13 protein-coding genes are annotated in these 15,133 nt (G+C 61.1%); 3 read left to right on the forward strand and 10 right to left on the reverse strand.

The genetic code is table 11. The features are described from left to right. The 7 genes from BZG29_RS27310 to BZG29_RS27340 all read right to left on the reverse strand — a co-directional run bounded on the left by BZG29_RS27310 (position 1) and on the right by BZG29_RS27340 (position 7,327). Positions 1-819 (reverse strand): DUF3025 domain-containing protein, encoded by an 819-nt coding sequence (locus BZG29_RS27310; protein WP_077408851.1) that lies wholly within the window; start codon positions 817-819, stop codon positions 1-3. Between the two features lie 7 nt (positions 820-826). Beyond that, positions 827-1,879, reverse strand: coding sequence for a dihydroorotase (gene pyrC / locus BZG29_RS27315; protein ID WP_077408852.1), 1,053 nt, complete (start codon positions 1,877-1,879; stop codon positions 827-829). A 157-nt stretch (positions 1,880-2,036) separates the two neighbouring features. Continuing rightward, a complete protein-coding gene (locus BZG29_RS27320; RefSeq protein ID WP_077408853.1) occupies positions 2,037-2,762 on the reverse strand; it encodes an amino acid ABC transporter ATP-binding protein in 726 nt (241 codons plus the stop codon). Between the two features lie 19 nt (positions 2,763-2,781). Beyond that, positions 2,782-3,474, reverse strand: a complete 693-nt coding sequence (locus BZG29_RS27325) for an ABC transporter permease subunit (RefSeq protein WP_077408854.1) — start codon at positions 3,472-3,474, stop codon at positions 2,782-2,784. A gap of 1 nt (position 3,475) precedes the next feature. Beyond that, positions 3,476-4,225, reverse strand: a complete 750-nt coding sequence (locus BZG29_RS27330) for an amino acid ABC transporter permease (RefSeq protein ID WP_077409318.1) — start codon at positions 4,223-4,225, stop codon at positions 3,476-3,478. Positions 4,226-4,324: 99 nt separating this feature from the next. After that, positions 4,325-5,281, reverse strand: a complete 957-nt coding sequence (locus BZG29_RS27335) for an amino acid ABC transporter substrate-binding protein (protein WP_034778971.1) — start codon at positions 5,279-5,281, stop codon at positions 4,325-4,327. Positions 5,282-5,476: 195 nt separating this feature from the next. Beyond that, a complete protein-coding gene (locus BZG29_RS27340) occupies positions 5,477-7,327 on the reverse strand; it encodes an ABC transporter ATP-binding protein/permease (RefSeq protein WP_077409319.1) in 1,851 nt (616 codons plus the stop codon). Positions 7,328-7,463: 136 nt separating this feature from the next. Here BZG29_RS27340 and BZG29_RS27345 point away from each other — a divergent pair, with 136 nt between their 5' ends. Both BZG29_RS27345 and BZG29_RS27350 read left to right on the forward strand, forming a co-directional pair. Next, positions 7,464-7,829 (forward strand): acyl-CoA thioesterase, encoded by a 366-nt coding sequence (locus BZG29_RS27345; protein WP_226939493.1) that lies wholly within the window; start codon positions 7,464-7,466, stop codon positions 7,827-7,829. 30 nt (positions 7,830-7,859) lie between these two features. Further along, on the forward strand, positions 7,860-9,452 hold the full coding sequence (locus tag BZG29_RS27350) for an alkaline phosphatase D family protein (RefSeq protein ID WP_077408855.1): 1,593 nt from the start codon (positions 7,860-7,862) through the stop codon (positions 9,450-9,452). Here BZG29_RS27350 and BZG29_RS27355 read toward each other — a convergent pair. After that, entirely contained in the window at positions 9,449-10,315 is an 867-nt protein-coding gene (locus BZG29_RS27355; protein ID WP_077408856.1) for a LytTR family DNA-binding domain-containing protein, read from the reverse strand. The genes BZG29_RS27350 and BZG29_RS27355 overlap by 4 nt on opposite strands. 158 nt (positions 10,316-10,473) lie before the next feature. On the opposite strand from BZG29_RS27355, the gene BZG29_RS27360 reads away from it, so the two are divergent. Then, the gene (locus tag BZG29_RS27360; RefSeq protein ID WP_077408857.1) at positions 10,474-11,646 is read left to right on the forward strand and encodes an acyltransferase family protein; all 1,173 of its coding nucleotides are present in this window, start codon (positions 10,474-10,476) and stop codon (positions 11,644-11,646) included. Here BZG29_RS27360 and BZG29_RS27365 read toward each other — a convergent pair. Together BZG29_RS27365 and BZG29_RS27370 are read right to left on the reverse strand one after the other, a co-directional pair. Continuing rightward, positions 11,643-13,325 carry a long-chain-fatty-acid--CoA ligase gene (locus BZG29_RS27365; RefSeq protein ID WP_077408858.1) on the reverse strand — a complete coding sequence of 561 codons (1,683 nt, stop codon included), beginning with the start codon at positions 13,323-13,325 and terminating at the stop codon, positions 11,643-11,645. The genes BZG29_RS27360 and BZG29_RS27365 overlap by 4 nt on opposite strands. Positions 13,326-13,380: 55 nt before the next feature. Continuing rightward, positions 13,381-15,063, reverse strand: a complete 1,683-nt coding sequence (locus tag BZG29_RS27370; RefSeq protein WP_077408859.1) for a long-chain fatty acid--CoA ligase — start codon at positions 15,061-15,063, stop codon at positions 13,381-13,383. Between the last annotated feature and the right edge of the window lie 70 nt (positions 15,064-15,133).

The following is a 15,133-nucleotide window of genomic DNA, read 5'->3' on the forward strand; positions in this document are numbered from 1 at the left end:
CTATTGATCTCTTTCTGCGCCAGCCACCTTGCGCTTCGGGCGGAACACCGCCGCGTCATTGTAAAAATCGTCGTCCTGGCCCTCGCACCAGCCGGGCAAACCGAGCACAGGCAGCGGCGTGAAGTCCGCCGTGGTGAGGCCTTGCTGCGCCAGATCCTGCGCCACCCGCTCGTCGAGCCAGGCGCGGCGTGCCGCATCGTCCAGGGTGAAATAGGCGTCGCCGGCGAAGATCACGCGCGTATGCGCCGTGATGGCCTTGCGCGGCGCCACCAGTTTTTCCATCAGCGCGTGGCCGAACAGCCAGACTTCGGCGTCGCCGCCCGCGTCAAACTTGTCGCGCTGCGCAATGAACGCGCTGCGCCAGTCATGCCCGCGCAGCGCCGCATCCAGCGCGCGTCCCGCATCGCTGTCGCGCAGCACCAGCAGGGCGGAATTTTCGTCGAAAATCGTCGCGCCGTCGCGCGCAGGACCACGCGATTTGCCGACGCCGGACAGCGCGATCTGCGCCGCCTGCAGCGCGTTCAACTGCCGCTTGATGCGGGGAAAGGTGAGCCACACGAGCGCGTTGAAAAAATCGTGCAGATTGTCGCGCGTGGGCACGCCGCCCGTCGCGCCGATGAACTCCTCGTAGGCGACGCCTTCGGGCAGGTCCGCTTGCGGCACGAAAGCCAGCGGCAGGCCGGATGGATTGCGCAAGTCCAGCGCCCGCGCCCGTCCGTTCAGCGCGGCAATCACCGTGTCGCGCTGCAGGTCCAGCTGCCGTCGCGCCGGCAGCACCGTGGCAAACCAGGGGCGGGTCCAGTCTATCGATGGCAGCATGGAGTATTTACACCATTTTCCAGTTAATCTGCTCGCTCGCATTGAGCGGAATCACATGGCTGTCGCCCAGCGGCAGCGAAGCCGGCAAGGTCCAGCTTTCGCGCTTCAGGGTGATGGTATCCGTGTTGCGCGGCACGCCGTAGAAGGCGGGGCCGTGGAAGCTGGCGAACGCTTCCAGTTTATCGAGCGCGCCGGCCCGTTCGAACGCTTCCGCATACATTTCCATCGCATGCAAGGCCGTGTAGCAACCGGCGCAGCCGCAGGCCATTTCCTTGGCGCCTTGCGCGTGCGGCGCCGAATCCGTGCCGAGGAAGAAGCGCTCGTCGCCGCTGGCGGCCGCCGTCATCAGCGCCAGGCGGTGCTCTTCGCGCTTGAGAATGGGCAGGCAGTAGTAATGGGGACGGATGCCGCCCTTGAAAATCTCGTTGCGGTTGTACAGCAGATGGTGCGCCGTGATGGTGGCGGCGATCGGGCCCTCCGCTTCGGCCACGTACTGCGCCGCATCCTTGGTGGTGATGTGTTCGAACACGACGGACAGGGCCGGGAAAGCGCTGCGCAGCGGACGCATCACGCGCTCGATGAAGACGGCTTCGCGGTCGAAAATGTCGATTTCCGGATCCGTCACTTCGCCGTGCACGAGGAAGGGCATGCCCACTTCCTGCATCACTTCGAGCACCTTGTAGCAATTCTTCAAATCCGTCACGCCCAGGTCGGAATTCGTCGTGGCGCCGGCCGGGTACAATTTGACGGCCTGCACGATGCCGCTGTCCTGCGCGCGGCGGATTTCGTCGGGCGAGGTGTTGTTCGTCAGGTACAGCACCATCAACGGATCGAAGTTCACACCTTGCGGCACGGCGGCCAGGATGCGCTCGCGGTAGGCTGCGGCATCGGCCGTGGTGGTGACGGGCGGCTTCAGGTTCGGCATGACGATGGCGCGGCCGAACTGGCGCGCGCTGTGCGGCAGCACGCTGGCCATGACGGCGCCGTCGCGCAGATGCAAATGCCAGTCATCCGGACGGGTGATGGTGATGGAGGCTGGGGTGTGATCGAGTGTGGACATGGCGGCTGCTCTCAGGCGGTCATTGCGAATAGCGCCATTTTACCAGCCGCGGGGCTGCCTTAGCGGCCAGGCTGCCAGAGGAAAACCGGGCACAGGCGTACTGTCAACGCAAAAACGGCCGGTGAAGACCGGCCGCTTTTATCGATAAAACCAGGGATCAGTGAATGATTTTCGCCAGGAAGTCGCGCGCGCGGTCCGAGCGCGTCGTGTTGAAGAAGTCATCCTTGCTGCAATCCTCGATGATCTTGCCCTGGTCCATGAAGACGATGCGGTTGGCCACGCGCTTGGCAAAGCCCATTTCGTGGGTGACGACCATCATCGTCATGCCTTCCTGCGCCAGGCCCACCATCACGTCGAGCACTTCGTTGATCATTTCCGGATCGAGCGCCGATGTCGGTTCGTCGAACAGCATGGCGATCGGGTCCATCGACAGCGCGCGGGCGATCGCCACGCGCTGCTGCTGGCCGCCCGACAGCTGGCCCGGGAATTTATCCTGCTGCGACAGCAGGCCCACGCGGTCCAGGTATTTCAAGCCCTTGGCATTGGCTTCATCAGCGCTGCGGCCCAGCACCTTGATCTGGCCGATGGTGAGGTTTTCGCGGATCGACAAATGCGGGAACAGCTCGAAATTCTGGAACACCATGCCGATGCGCGCACGCAGTTTCGACAAATTCGTTTTCGGATCGTTGACGCTGATGCCGTCGACGATGATCTGTCCCTGCTGGATCGGCTCGAGGCCGTTGACGGTCTTGATCAGGGTCGACTTGCCGGAGCCGGAAGGGCCGCAAATGACCATCACGTCGCCCTTGGCGACCTGGGTGGTGCAGTCGGTCAGTACCTGGAACTGGCCATACCATTTGCTGACGTTATTGAGTTCAATCATCTTGTTCTTTCTTTTACGGTTAGCGAATGATGGCGACGCGTTTCTGCAGGCGTTTTACCAGGAACGACAAGGCATAGCACAGCACGAAATACACGACGGCGACAAACACATACATTTCCACCAGGCGGCCGTCGCGCTGCGCGATTTTTGATGCGGCGCCGACGAAATCGGGGATCGACAGCACGTAGACGAGCGACACGTCCTGGAACAGCACGATGGTCTGCGTCAGCAGCACGGGGATCATGTTGCGAAAGGCCTGCGGCAGCACGATGCTGCCCATGGTCTGCGCGTAGTTCATGCCCAGCGCCTGGCCCGCCCACACCTGGCCGCGGGGAATCGACTGTATGCCACTGCGCATGATCTCGCAATAGTAAGCCGCCTCGAACATGATGAAGGTGATCAGCGCGGAAGAAAACGCGCCCACTTTCACGGGTTCGTTCGCGCCGATGACCCAGGCGGCGATATACGGCACCAGGAAATAGAACCAGAAGATCACCAGCACCAGCGGGATCGAACGTATCAGGTTGACGTAGCTCGATGCCACGCCAGAGACGATGCGATTGCCGGACAAGCGCATCAGCGCCAGCAGGGTACCCAGCACGATGCCGCCGACCATGGCCAGCGCCGTCAGCTTCAGGGTGAAGACCATGCCGGTCTGGAACAGGTAGACCCACGAGCGGGAGATGACATCGAAGTCGAAATTACCGAACATATCAGTGTCCTCCCGTCTTGGCGCCGGCGACGATGAAGCCCGGGATGGCGACCTTTTTCTCGATCAGGTGCATCAGCACCACCACCAGCAGGTTGACGACGACGTAGATGATGGTGGCGGCCGAAAACGCCTCGAACACCTGGAAGGAAAACTCCTGGATGGCGCGTGCGCTGGCCGTCAGTTCGATCAGGCCGATGGTCAGCGCCACGGAACTGTTCTTGATGATGTTCAAAAATTCGCTGGTCAGCGGCGGCATGATGACGCGCGCGGCCATCGGCAGCAAAATGAAGCGGTAGGTTTGCGGCAGGGTCAGACCCAGCGCCGTGCCGGCCAGTTTCTGCCCGCGCGGCAACGCCTCGATGCCCGTCGTTACCTGCACGGCCACGCGCGAGGAAGTAAAGAATCCCAGGCACAGCACGGCCGTGACGAAAGGCGCATTCGGCAGCGACTTGACCCAGGCGCCCAGGTCAGGCGGCAGCAGCTCCGGCATGACGAAATACCAGAGGAACATCTGCACCAGCAGCGGCACGTTGCGGAACAATTCGACGTAGGCATTGGCCACGCCCACCAGCCATTTGTTCGGCAGGGTGCGGATGGTGCCGATCACCAGGCCCAATATCAGCGCCATGATCCACGCCGCACCGGCCGTGGCCAGGGTCCAGACGAGACCGGACCACAGGGTGTCCATATACGTGCCCACGCCATCGGGAGAAATCTCCCAGAAAATGCGCCAATTCCAGTTGTAATTCATGATCATCCTTCCATGCAGCTCAAGGAAAGCGGCTTGTCCGCCACCCGTCCCGTAAATAAAACGGGAGGCTTGCGCCCCCCGATTTGTTACGCACTCTTGTTATTTTTTCCGTTTGTCCGAGGTCTTCTGCGCTTCCGGTACGGCCGCATAAGCAGCCGGGTCGCCCGAATCGGTCGGATTCGTGAAGACCGCCTTCAATTGCGGCGGCATGGGGAATTTCAGGTTGATGTTTTTCGGCGGGATCGGCGAGGTAAACCATTTCGCGTAGATGCGGTTGATGTCGTCGCTCTTGTACAGGCGAATCAGCGCGTCGTCGACCACTTTCTTGAAGGCGGGATCGCCCTTGCGCAGCATGATGCCGTACGGCTCGACCGACAGCGCTTCCTTGGTGATTTCGTAGTCGTTCGGGTTTTTCGAGTTGGCCACTTGCGACGCCAGCAGGATATCGTCGTTGGCTTCGGCCACCGCGCGGCCCGTTTCCAGCATCAGGAACGATTCAGGGTGGTCCTTGCCGACGGCAATCGTCATGCCCAGGTTTTTTTCCTTGTTCAGGATGGTCATCTGCTTGATGGTCGACGTGCCGGCCGTGGCGACCAGGGTCTTGCCGCGCAAATCTTCCAGGGTCTTGATATTCGAGGATTTTTTCGACAGCACGCGGTTGCCAATGACGAACATGGTAGGGGCGAATGCCACCTGCTGCTGGCGTTCCAGGTTGTTCGTCGTCGAGCCGCATTCGAGGTCGATGGTGCCGTTGGCCATCAGCGGGATGCGGTTGGCCGACGTGACTGGGCTCATCACCACTTTCAGTTCGCTCAGGCCCAGGTGCTTTTGCAAGGCAGTGACGACTTTCATGCACAGGTCGATCGAATACCCCTGGTATTGCTGCTTGTCATCGAGATAGGAGAAGGGAACGGAACCGTCACGCACACCGAGGGTGACGGAACCGGCTTTCTTGATCTTGGCCAAGGTGCCGGTCAATTCCTGAGCCTGGACTGGCGACATGCTGCTGATGACACCGACGCTGAGCAGCGTGGCGATGATTTTGGTCAATTTCATAAATTCTCCTGGGCGGACAAACCGGATGGACTCCGAACGAAACAACTGTGGTGCAGACGCCACCAATAGAATTAATTTTATTTCATTTTCAGCGCTGGACTAGCCGTTTTCTGCGATTGCCCGCAAATAGGCGCTATACGCGCGCCTGAATCGGCGCGGCTGTAGCATTTTTCCTACTGATTTCGCCTTCCCGATTTATTTTGCCGGCGCCAGCCCCGCCAACTCGTCCTCTTGCGCCTCGTCGTCCATATTTGCCTGCTGGCGTTGCCACATCTGCGCGTACAGGCCATCGAGCGCCAGCAATTGCGGATGCGTGCCCCGCTCGACGATGCGGCCATGGTCGAGCACCAGGATTTGCTGGGCGTCCGCCACCGTCGACAGGCGGTGCGCAATGACCAGGGTGGTGCGGTTTTTGGCGATGTCCTTCAGCTGCGACTGGATCGCCTGCTCGGCCTTGGAATCGAGCGCCGAGGTGGCTTCGTCGAAGATCAGGATGGCCGGGTCTTTCAGCAAGGTGCGGGCGATGGCCACGCGCTGCTTTTCGCCGCCCGACAGTTTTAGGCCTCGCTCGCCCACCATGGAATTGTAGCCATCTGGCAAGCTTTCAATAAAATCATGGATCGACGCCGCTTTCGCGGCCGCCACGATGGCTTCCTTGCTGGCGCCCGGCTTGCCATAGGCGATGTTGTATTCGATAGTGTCGTTGAACAGCACCGTATCCTGCGGCACAATGCCGATGGCTGCGCGCAGGGAATCCTGCGTGATGGCGCGCACATCCTGGCCATCGATGGTGATGCCGCCGCCATCGACTTCATAGAAGCGGAACAGCAAACGCGACAGGGTCGACTTGCCCGAGCCGCTATGCCCCACCACGGCCGTCGTGGTGCCGGCGGGAATCTGGAAATCCACGTCGAACAGGATTTGCCGCTTGGCTTCATAACTGAAATCCACATGCGCGAAACGCACGGCCGCGCCCCGCGTGACGAGCGGTTTGGCTTCCGGCGTATCGGCGATTTCGCGGTTCTCGTTCAGCAAGGAAAACAGGCGTTCCATGTCGGCCAGGCTTTGCTTGATTTCACGATAGATGACGCCCAGGAAATTGAGGGGAATATACAGCTGGATCATGAAGGCGTTCACCAGCACCAGGTCGCCCAGAGTCATCGTGCCGTTGATGACGCCCACGGTGGCGCGCCAGAGAATTAATGTCACGGCCGTGGCGATGATCAGCGACTGGCCCGTATTGAGCAAGGACAAGGAAGTCTGCGATTTGACGGCCGCCGATTCGTAGCGCTGCAAGCCCTCGTCGTAGCGCTTCGCCTCGTAATCCTCGTTACCGAAATATTTCACGGTTTCATAGTTGATCAGCGAATCGATGGCCTTGGTATTTGCCTTCGAATCGAGGTCGTTCATGGTGCGGCGGAAATGCGTGCGCCAGTTCGTCACCAGCACGGTAAACGCGATATAGGACACCAGCGCCACGGCCGTGATCACGGTGAACCAGATGTCGTAGTGCAAGACCAGGTAGCCGAGCACGAGGGTGATTTCCACCAAGGTCGGCAGGATGTTGAACAGGGTGTAAGAAATGAGCGAACCGACGCTGCGCGTGCCCCGTTCGATGTCGCGCGTCATGCCGCCCGTCTGGCGATTCAGGTGGAAACGCAGGGACAGCGCATGCAGGTGGCGGAACACTTGCAGGGCGATGGTGCGCACGGCCCGCTGCGTGACCCGCGCAAACAGGAATTCGCGCAACTCCGTAAACAGGGTGGTCGACAGGCGCAGCAAGCCATACGCCACCAGCAAGCCGACCGGCAACACCAGCAGTGCTTGCGGATGCGCCGCCGTGATCGTCATGGCGTCGACGAGTTTTTTCAGGATCAGGGGCACGCCCACGTTGGCCAGCTTGGCGCCCACCAGGCATAGCAGCGCCAGCAGCACTCGCCATTTGTAGACCCAGAGATACGGCAGCAAGGTCTTGATGGTGGCGAAATCGCTGTGGCTGGCGGAGGCTGGCGAGCGGGGCGGAGGGGGAGTCTGGGAACGGCGCATGGCGAAGGTCGGCTTTTTATGGTTCAATCGGGGCAATTGTAGCCTTTCATGAGAATAAAAGATGAGCACCTCCCCCGACCGCCCCGACAACTGCCTCGCTTCCGGCCTGCCCGCCGGAAAAATGCCGGAATTGCGCATGATGCCCGCGCCGTCCGACGCCAATGTGTACGGCGACGTCTTCGGCGGCTGGATCATGGCGCAGGTCGATATCGCCGGTTCCCTGCCGGCCACGCGGCGCGCCAACGGCCGTGTCGCCACCATCGCCGTCAACTCCTTCGTCTTCAAAAACCCCGTCTTCGTCGGCGATCTGCTCTCCTTCTACGCCGACATCGTCAAGGTTGGCAATACCTCGATCACCGTCAATGTCGAGGTGTATGCAGAACGCAACCGCCTGCAGGCGTGCATCGTGAAAGTCACGGAAGCGACCCTGATCTACGTGGCGACGGACTCCGACCGCAAACCGCGCAAGGTGCCGCCGATCGAGACCTTATTGGCGTCCTGATTGTCGTATTAATCCCACGTTTCAGACGGCATGGATAGTCAGCGCCGCATCTTCCTGCACAGCGCCGCCCGCATCGGTGCGCTGGCCGCCGCCGGCAGCGTGCTGTCCGGTTCCAGCGCGAGCGCCGCCACGCGCCTGAATGGCGCCGGCTACCCGTTCGCACTCGGCGTCGCTTCCGGCTCGCCCTTGCCCGACGCCGTCGTGCTGTGGACGCGCATCTGCTACGACCCGCTGCATGCCAGCGCCACGCCCGCCATCGCCCTGAACGTCCGCTGGGAAGTGGCCGAAGACGAAGCGTTCCGGCGCATCGCCGCCAAGGGGCAAGCCACGGCCACGCCCGCCCTCGCGCACAGCGTGCACGTCGATGTGGGCAGCCTGGCGCCCGGACGCTGGTACTGGTACCGCTTCATGCTTGGCGACGCCGTCAGCCCCGTGGGCCGCACGCGCACGGCGCCCGAACACGGCGCCATGCCTGCCTCGCTGAAACTGGCCGTCGCCTCGTGCCAGCACTGGGAATTCGGCGCGTATGCGGCGCACCGGCACATCGCCGCCGCCGCGCCCGACCTGGTGGCCTTCCTTGGCGACTACATCTACGAATGGGGTCCATACCAGCTGCAACACCCGAGCCGGGCCGTGCGCACGCATGAAAGTTTCACTCTGGACGACTACCGCGCCCGCTACGCCCAGTACAAGAGCGACCGCGACTTGCAGGGTGCGCACCTGGCCGCGCCGTGGATCGTCACCTGGGACGACCATGAAGTGGCCAACGATTACGGCAATGACCGCGACGAGTTGCTCACGCCATCGTTTCTTGAACGCCGCGCGGCCGCCTACCAGGCATTTTATGAACACATGCCGCTGCGCCTGCTGCCGCTGGGCCGGCGCGGCTTTGTCGACATACGCATCTACCAGCGCTATGACTGGGGCCGCCTGGCGCGCTTCCACGTGCTGGACGACCGGCAATACCGCGCCTACCATGCGTGCGCCAGGCCGGGCCGCGGCGGCTCCAATTCCATCACCATGCGCAACTGCCCCGATTTGCGCAAACCCGGCCGCACCATGCTGGGCGAGGAACAGCAGCGCTGGCTGCAAGCCGGCCTCGATGATTCTCCCGCGCGCTGGAACATTTTGGCCCAGCAAACCCTGATGGCGCAATCGAGCCAGGTGCCCATCCTGCGGCCCGGCGACGAACGCATCTGGACCGATGGCTGGGATGGCTATCCGATGGCGCGCCAGCACTTGCTCGACGCCTTGCGCAGCAGCAAGGCCAGCAACCCGCTGGTACTGTCGGGCGACGTGCATACCTTTTATGCCGCGGAACTGAGCCGCAATGCCATGCGCCCCACCAGCAAGGATAATCCCGTGCTGGCCACCGAGTTTTGCGGTACCTCAATCACCTCGAGTTCCCGCCCGCAAGCACGCACGGAGCAGTACGTGGCGATGAACCCGCACATCCGCTACGGACGCAGCGACAAGCGCGGCTATATGTTGCTGGACATCACACCGGAGAAAACCACGACCCTGTTCCAGGGCCTGGAGAACGTGCGCGACAGCACGTCGACCATCGCGACACTGGCCAGCTTTGTCGTGCGCGACGGCAAGGCTGGCTTGCAGGAACGCTAGCAAATGCTTTTCAAGGCATCGCGGTAGCGCCGGCTGACGGGCACTTCGCCGCCCGTGGACAGCACGGCACGCGCATCGCCCGATTCCAGCGGCGTGATTGCCTGCACAAAATCAAGATTGACGATATAGCTGCGGTGCACGCGCACAAAGCGCTTGCCGTCCAGGCGGCGCTCGATGGCGGCCATGGTCGAGCGCAGCGGGTAATCGTGCCCGCGCACGTGCAAATTCACATAATTGCCCCAGGCCTGTATCCATTCGATCTCAACGGCGGGCAGCAAAAAGTCCTTGCCCAGTTTGCGCACCAGGAAACGTTCCGGCTGCTGTACCGGTTCCACGGCCGGGCCTTCATCGGGTTCGCCCAGCAGGGTCGCCTCGCCTTGCCAGCGCATCAGCAGCAACTGGTAAAAACCCGTGAACAATAAAATGGAGAAGTAAGTACGCACATCCTTGACATATTCATACGGCAATTCACGCCACCAGTTACCGAAATCGTAAGCGCTGCCGGCGCTCCAGTACGCCAGTTTGCGCAAGGCCACCATGGCCAGCACATGCACGAGGCTGTAGACCAGCGACGCGGCCAGGTGCCAGCGCAGGTTCTGCCGCTGGAACACCAGGTGCAGCGGCCGCAACTGGTTGGCCAGGATCACCAGCGGTACCAGCGCCAGCAACACCAGGTTGCTGCTCCACTCCCACACGGCCACTTCCCAGAAAGGCGTAGCGAGCCCGGCGCGCTGGCGGTCGGCCCAGCTGATCCAGCAGTTGAGCGACGTTTGCAGCAGATACAGGACGATCCAGAAAGCTGGCTCGGCAATCTGGCGCCAGCGTTGATATCGTTGCAATAAATCGGTGGAAGACAGGCGCATGGTGTCGGACGGTGAATTAGTTGCACGATTGTAAGGTCCCAAAGCAGTCCCGGCATCACCGCTCGTCACAAACAGCCCGCCGTTGATCACTTTTCGCTGGTTCGTCCCGCGCGGCCTGCCTATGCTGGGGCCTTCCCTTACCAACGGATCCCGCGACCATGACCACAGATTCCCGCCGTTACGATATCGATGCCTTGCGCTTTCTGGTCTTCAGCCTGCTGATCGTCTACCACACGGCCATGCTGTACCTGGATGGCACCGCCTTCCACATGAAAAGTACTTACTTGACGGAAACATTGAATTTTCCCATGGTCTTTATCAACCGGTGGCGCATGGAAATCGTATTCCTCATTTCCGGCGTGTCCTGCGCCATGATGACGCACTCGTCCCGAGGGGCCTTCCTGCGGCGCAGGCTCCATCGCCTGTTGCTGCCCTTGCTGTTTGGCGTACTGGTGGTGATACCCGTGCAGCCGTATTGCGAAGGCGTCACGAATGGCCTGGTCGAGCCTGGCTATGGAGCATTCCTGCTGCATTACTTTGGCGGCTACGCCTGGCCGGCCGGCGCATTTACGGGCTGGAAAACCAGTTTTACGTGGAACCATCTGTGGTATCTGGTGTACCTGTTGCTGTACACCATCGTGCTGGTGGCCTTGCAGCCGCTGCTGGCCAAGGCAAGACCGCTGTTTGCGGGGCTGCGCGGCTGGCGCCTGCTGATTCTGCCCGCCCTGCCAGCGCTGGCGGCAACGGCCTTCCTGAAGCTGCGCTATCCGGAAACCCATGCGCTGGTGAAAGACTGGTACGCGCACGCCATCTATTTCACCATGTATCTGTATGGCTGGTGGCTGGGCAATGACAAGGGAGTGTGGCAGGAACTGGCGCGCTTGCGCTGGCAGGCGCTGCTGCTGGCGCCCTGCGCGTTTGCCGTGTATCTGGGTTTTGACCTGGTGGCTTCGGAAAACCTGCTGACCTGGGCCTCAGCCGGCTCCTGGCCCATGCGCAACCTGTACATGTGGCTGGCCATCTGCGCCATCCTGGGCTGGTCGCACACCTTGCTGAATAAACCATTTTCCTGGCTGCCATGGGCGCGCCAGGCCGTCTTTCCCTGGTACATATTGCACCAGAGCGCCATCGTGCTGCTGGCCTACTGGCTGGTGCCGTTAAAGCTGGGCCCCGTGCTCGAACCGCTGCTGATATTGGCAGGCACGGTGGCGACCTGCTGGCTGGGGACCTCGCTGCTGATCAGCAAAGTGAACTGGCTGCGCCCCTGCTTCGGCTTGCCCGCCCGGCCACGGCAAGCCGTGGCGGCGGACACGGCCCTGGCGGCGAATTAGGCGACTTTCTTTTCGTCGCGTAATTGACGGCGCAAGATCTTGCCGACATTGGTCTTCGGCAATTCATCGCGGAACTCGATGTATTTCGGCTTCTTGTAGGCCGTCAATTCATGCTTGCAATGCTCGCGGATCTGTTCCACCGTCAGGTTCGGATCCTTGCGTACGACAAACACTTTCACGGCTTCGCCCGCGTTGGCATCCGGCACGCCGATGCAGGCGCATTCCAGCACGCCCGGGCACGATGCGACCACGTCTTCCACTTCATTCGGATACACATTGAAGCCGGACACGATGATCATGTCTTTCTTGCGGTCCACGATCTTCACGTAGCCGCGCTCGTCCATGACGCCCACGTCGCCCGTCTTGAAATAGCCGTCGGCCGTCATCGACTTGGCGGTCTCGTCCGGACGCTGCCAGTATCCCGCCATCACTTGCGGGCCGCGCACGGCGATTTCGCCCGGTTCGCCCAGCGGCACTTCCACGCCATCGTCATTCAAAATCGCCACTTCCGTCGAGGGGAAAGGCAAGCCGATGGTGCCCGTGAATTCCGTGATATCGACGCGGTTGCCCGTCACCACGGGCGACGTTTCCGACATGCCATAGCCTTCGATCAGCGGGCAGCCCGTCAATTTGAGCCAGCGCTCGGCCACATTGCGCTGCAAGGCCATGCCGCCGCCATTGCACACTTTATAGCTGGAAAAATCGAGCTTGGCGAAGTCGGCGTTGTTCAGCAGCGCGTTGTACAGAGTATTGACGGCTGGGAAGACGACGATCTTGTGCTTGCTCAATTCCTTGACGAAACCGGGGATGTCGCGCGGGTTGGGGATCAGCACGCTCATGCCGCCCAGGCGCATGCCCATCAGGGCGCTGACGGTCAGCGAATAGATGTGATACAGGGGCAAGGCGCACATGAAGCCCATCGAGGTGGCGCGCATTTCCTTGGTCATCACGGGCGACATCCACGCCTCGTTTTGCAGCACGTTGGCGATCACGTTACGGTGCAACAACATCGCGCCCTTCGACACGCCCGTCGTGCCGCCCGTGTATTGCAGGAAGACAATATCGTCATGCCCCTGCTGCACCGGCGTCAAGGTCAAACGGGAACCCTCGGCCAGCATCTTGTTGAAGCTGATGGCGCCCGGCAAGGAAAACGCCGGCACCATTTTCTTGATCTTGCGCACGACGAAGTTGACGATGGCGCCCTTCAAGCCACCGAGCAAGTCGCCCATGGTGGCGACGATCACATGCTTGACCTGGGTGTGCGGCAATACCTGTTCCACCGTGGTGGCGAAGTTTTCCAGCACGATGATCGCTTCGCTGCCCGAATCGATCAACTGGTGCTGCAATTCGCGCGGCGTGTACAGCGGATTGACGTTCACCACGGTGTAGCCAGCGCGCAAGATCGCCGCCATGGCTACCGGATACTGCAACACGTTCGGCAGCATGATCGCCACGCGCGCGCCCGCTTGCAGGCCCTTGCTTTGCAGCCAGGCGCCCATCTGCTGCGACAGCTGGTCAAGCTCGCGGTAGGTGAGGAATTTATCCATGCACACGAAAGCGTTGCGGTCCGCATATTTCTGGAACGACTCTTCCAGCAAATGCGTGACGGAACGGTATTGCGTGCAATCAATCTCTGCGGGAACGCTGTCCGGGTACGACTTCAACCAAATCTTGTCCATCTCGCCTCATCTTTATCTGTAAAAGGGACGCGCCTCCTGGCGCATCCCACACTGTTTATGCTGCTATCTTTGTTTCGTCACGCAGGGCGCGACGCAAAATCTTGCCGACGTTGGTCTTCGGCAGTTCATCGCGGAACTCGATGTATTTCGGCCGCTTGTAACCCGTGAATTGTTCCTTGCAGTACGCGGCCAGCACTGCCTGGGTCAGGTTCGGATCCTTGCGCACGACAAACACTTTCACAGCTTCGCCCGAGTGTTCGTCAGGCACGCCCACGCAGGCGCATTCGAGCACGCCAGGATGGGCCGCGATGACGGCTTCGACTTCGTTCGGATACACATTGAAGCCGGAGACGAGAATCATGTCTTTCTTGCGGTCCACGATCTTCACGTAGCCGCGCTCGTCCATGATGCCCACGTCGCCCGACTTGAAGTAGCCATCGGGGGTCATGACCTTGGCCGTCTCGTCGGGACGGTTCCAGTAGCCGCTCATCACTTGCGGGCCGCGGATGGCGATTTCGCCCGTCTGGCCCAGCGGCACTTCCTTGCCGTCGTCGTCGAGGATGGCGATCTCGGTCGACGGAATCGGCAAGCCGATGGTGCCGGAAAACGCCGTACTGTCGGCGCGGTTGCAGGTGGCGACAGGCGACGTTTCCGACAAGCCATAGCCTTCGATGATGGACACGCCCGTCACTTGCAGCCACTTGTCGTTGACGGCTTGCTGCACCGCCATGCCGCCGCCATTGGCGATCTTCAGGCCCGAGAAGTCGAGCTTGGCGAAATCGGGGTGATTCACCAGCGCGTTATACAGGGTATTGACCGCTGGCAGCAGGTTGAATTTGTACTTGCCCAGCTCCTTGATCAGGCCCGGTATATCGCGCGGATTCGGGATCAGGATATTCAGCGCGCCCACGCGCGTGCCCCACATCGCGCACGCCGTCAGCGCAAAGATATGGTACAGCGGCAAGGCGCAGACGATGATCATCTGTTCCTTGCTGTTCTGGTCGAGCGCCGCGCCCGACCACGCTTCGCTTTGCAGCACATTGGCAATCACATTGCGGTGGCTCAAGGTCGCGCCTTTCGACACGCCCGTCGTGCCGCCCGTGTATTGCAGGAAGGCAGGGTCATTGATGCCCAGCTCGACGGGCGTGAGTTTCATGCGGCTGCCCAGCGCCAGCGCCTGCTTGAAACGCATGGCGTTCGGCAAGGAATACGCGGGCACCATCTTCTTGACGTTGCGCACGACAAAATTGACGATCATGCCCTTCAAGCCACCGAGCATCTCGCCCATGCTGGCGACGACGACATGCTTGACGGCCGTCTTGCCCAGCACTTGCTCCAGGGTATGGGCGAAGTTTTCCAGCACGATGATGGCTTCGCTGCCCGAATCATTGAGCTGATGCTCGAGTTCGCGCGGCGTATACAAGGGATTGACGTTGACCACCGTGTAGCCGGCGCGCAGGACGGCGGCGATGGCCACCGGATACTGCAGCACGTTCGGCATCATCAGGGCGACACGCGCCCCCTTCTTCAGGCCGCGGCTTTGCAGCCAGGCACCGAGCTGGCGCGAATAAGTGTCGAGTTCGGCATAGGTGAGAAATTTGTCCATGCAGACATAGGCATTGCGGTCCGCATATTTTTGAAACGCTTCTTCCAGCAAATGCACCAGCGAACGATATTGATCAGGATCGATGTCGGCGGGGACGCCGGGAGGATACGACTTCAGCCAAATTTTTTCCATCCTGTGCCTCTTGTCTCGAATAATCGTGGGGGAGCCGGCGCACCCTGCCGGCGCGGATCATTGCTGCGGA

The organism is Janthinobacterium sp. LM6 (assembly GCF_002002885.1).
Taxonomy (GTDB): Bacteria; Pseudomonadota; Gammaproteobacteria; order Burkholderiales; family Burkholderiaceae_D; genus Janthinobacterium; species Janthinobacterium kumbetense.

What these genes read in the sequence shown, in the direction of transcription:
- BZG29_RS27370 (WP_077408859.1), bottom strand. Translation starts at nt 15,063, where the DNA reads ATGGAAAAAATTTGGCTGAAGTCGTATCCTCCCGGCGTCCCCGCCGAC.
- BZG29_RS27365 (WP_077408858.1), bottom strand. Translation starts at nt 13,325, where the DNA reads ATGGACAAGATTTGGTTGAAGTCGTACCCGGACAGCGTTCCCGCAGAG.
- BZG29_RS27355 (WP_077408856.1), bottom strand. Translation starts at nt 10,315, where the DNA reads ATGCGCCTGTCTTCCACCGATTTATTGCAACGATATCAACGCTGGCGC.
- BZG29_RS27335 (WP_034778971.1), bottom strand. Translation starts at nt 5,281, where the DNA reads ATGAAATTGACCAAAATCATCGCCACGCTGCTCAGCGTCGGTGTCATC.
- pyrC (WP_077408852.1), bottom strand. Translation starts at nt 1,879, where the DNA reads ATGTCCACACTCGATCACACCCCAGCCTCCATCACCATCACCCGTCCG.
- BZG29_RS27310 (WP_077408851.1), bottom strand. Translation starts at nt 819, where the DNA reads ATGCTGCCATCGATAGACTGGACCCGCCCCTGGTTTGCCACGGTGCTG.
- BZG29_RS27345 (WP_226939493.1), top strand. Translation starts at nt 7,464, where the DNA reads ATGATGCCCGCGCCGTCCGACGCCAATGTGTACGGCGACGTCTTCGGC.
- BZG29_RS27360 (WP_077408857.1), top strand. Translation starts at nt 10,474, where the DNA reads ATGACCACAGATTCCCGCCGTTACGATATCGATGCCTTGCGCTTTCTG.
- BZG29_RS27330 (WP_077409318.1), bottom strand. Translation starts at nt 4,225, where the DNA reads ATGAATTACAACTGGAATTGGCGCATTTTCTGGGAGATTTCTCCCGAT.
- BZG29_RS27325 (WP_077408854.1), bottom strand. Translation starts at nt 3,474, where the DNA reads ATGTTCGGTAATTTCGACTTCGATGTCATCTCCCGCTCGTGGGTCTAC.
- BZG29_RS27350 (WP_077408855.1), top strand. Translation starts at nt 7,860, where the DNA reads ATGGATAGTCAGCGCCGCATCTTCCTGCACAGCGCCGCCCGCATCGGT.
- BZG29_RS27320 (WP_077408853.1), bottom strand. Translation starts at nt 2,762, where the DNA reads ATGATTGAACTCAATAACGTCAGCAAATGGTATGGCCAGTTCCAGGTA.
- BZG29_RS27340 (WP_077409319.1), bottom strand. Translation starts at nt 7,327, where the DNA reads ATGCGCCGTTCCCAGACTCCCCCTCCGCCCCGCTCGCCAGCCTCCGCC.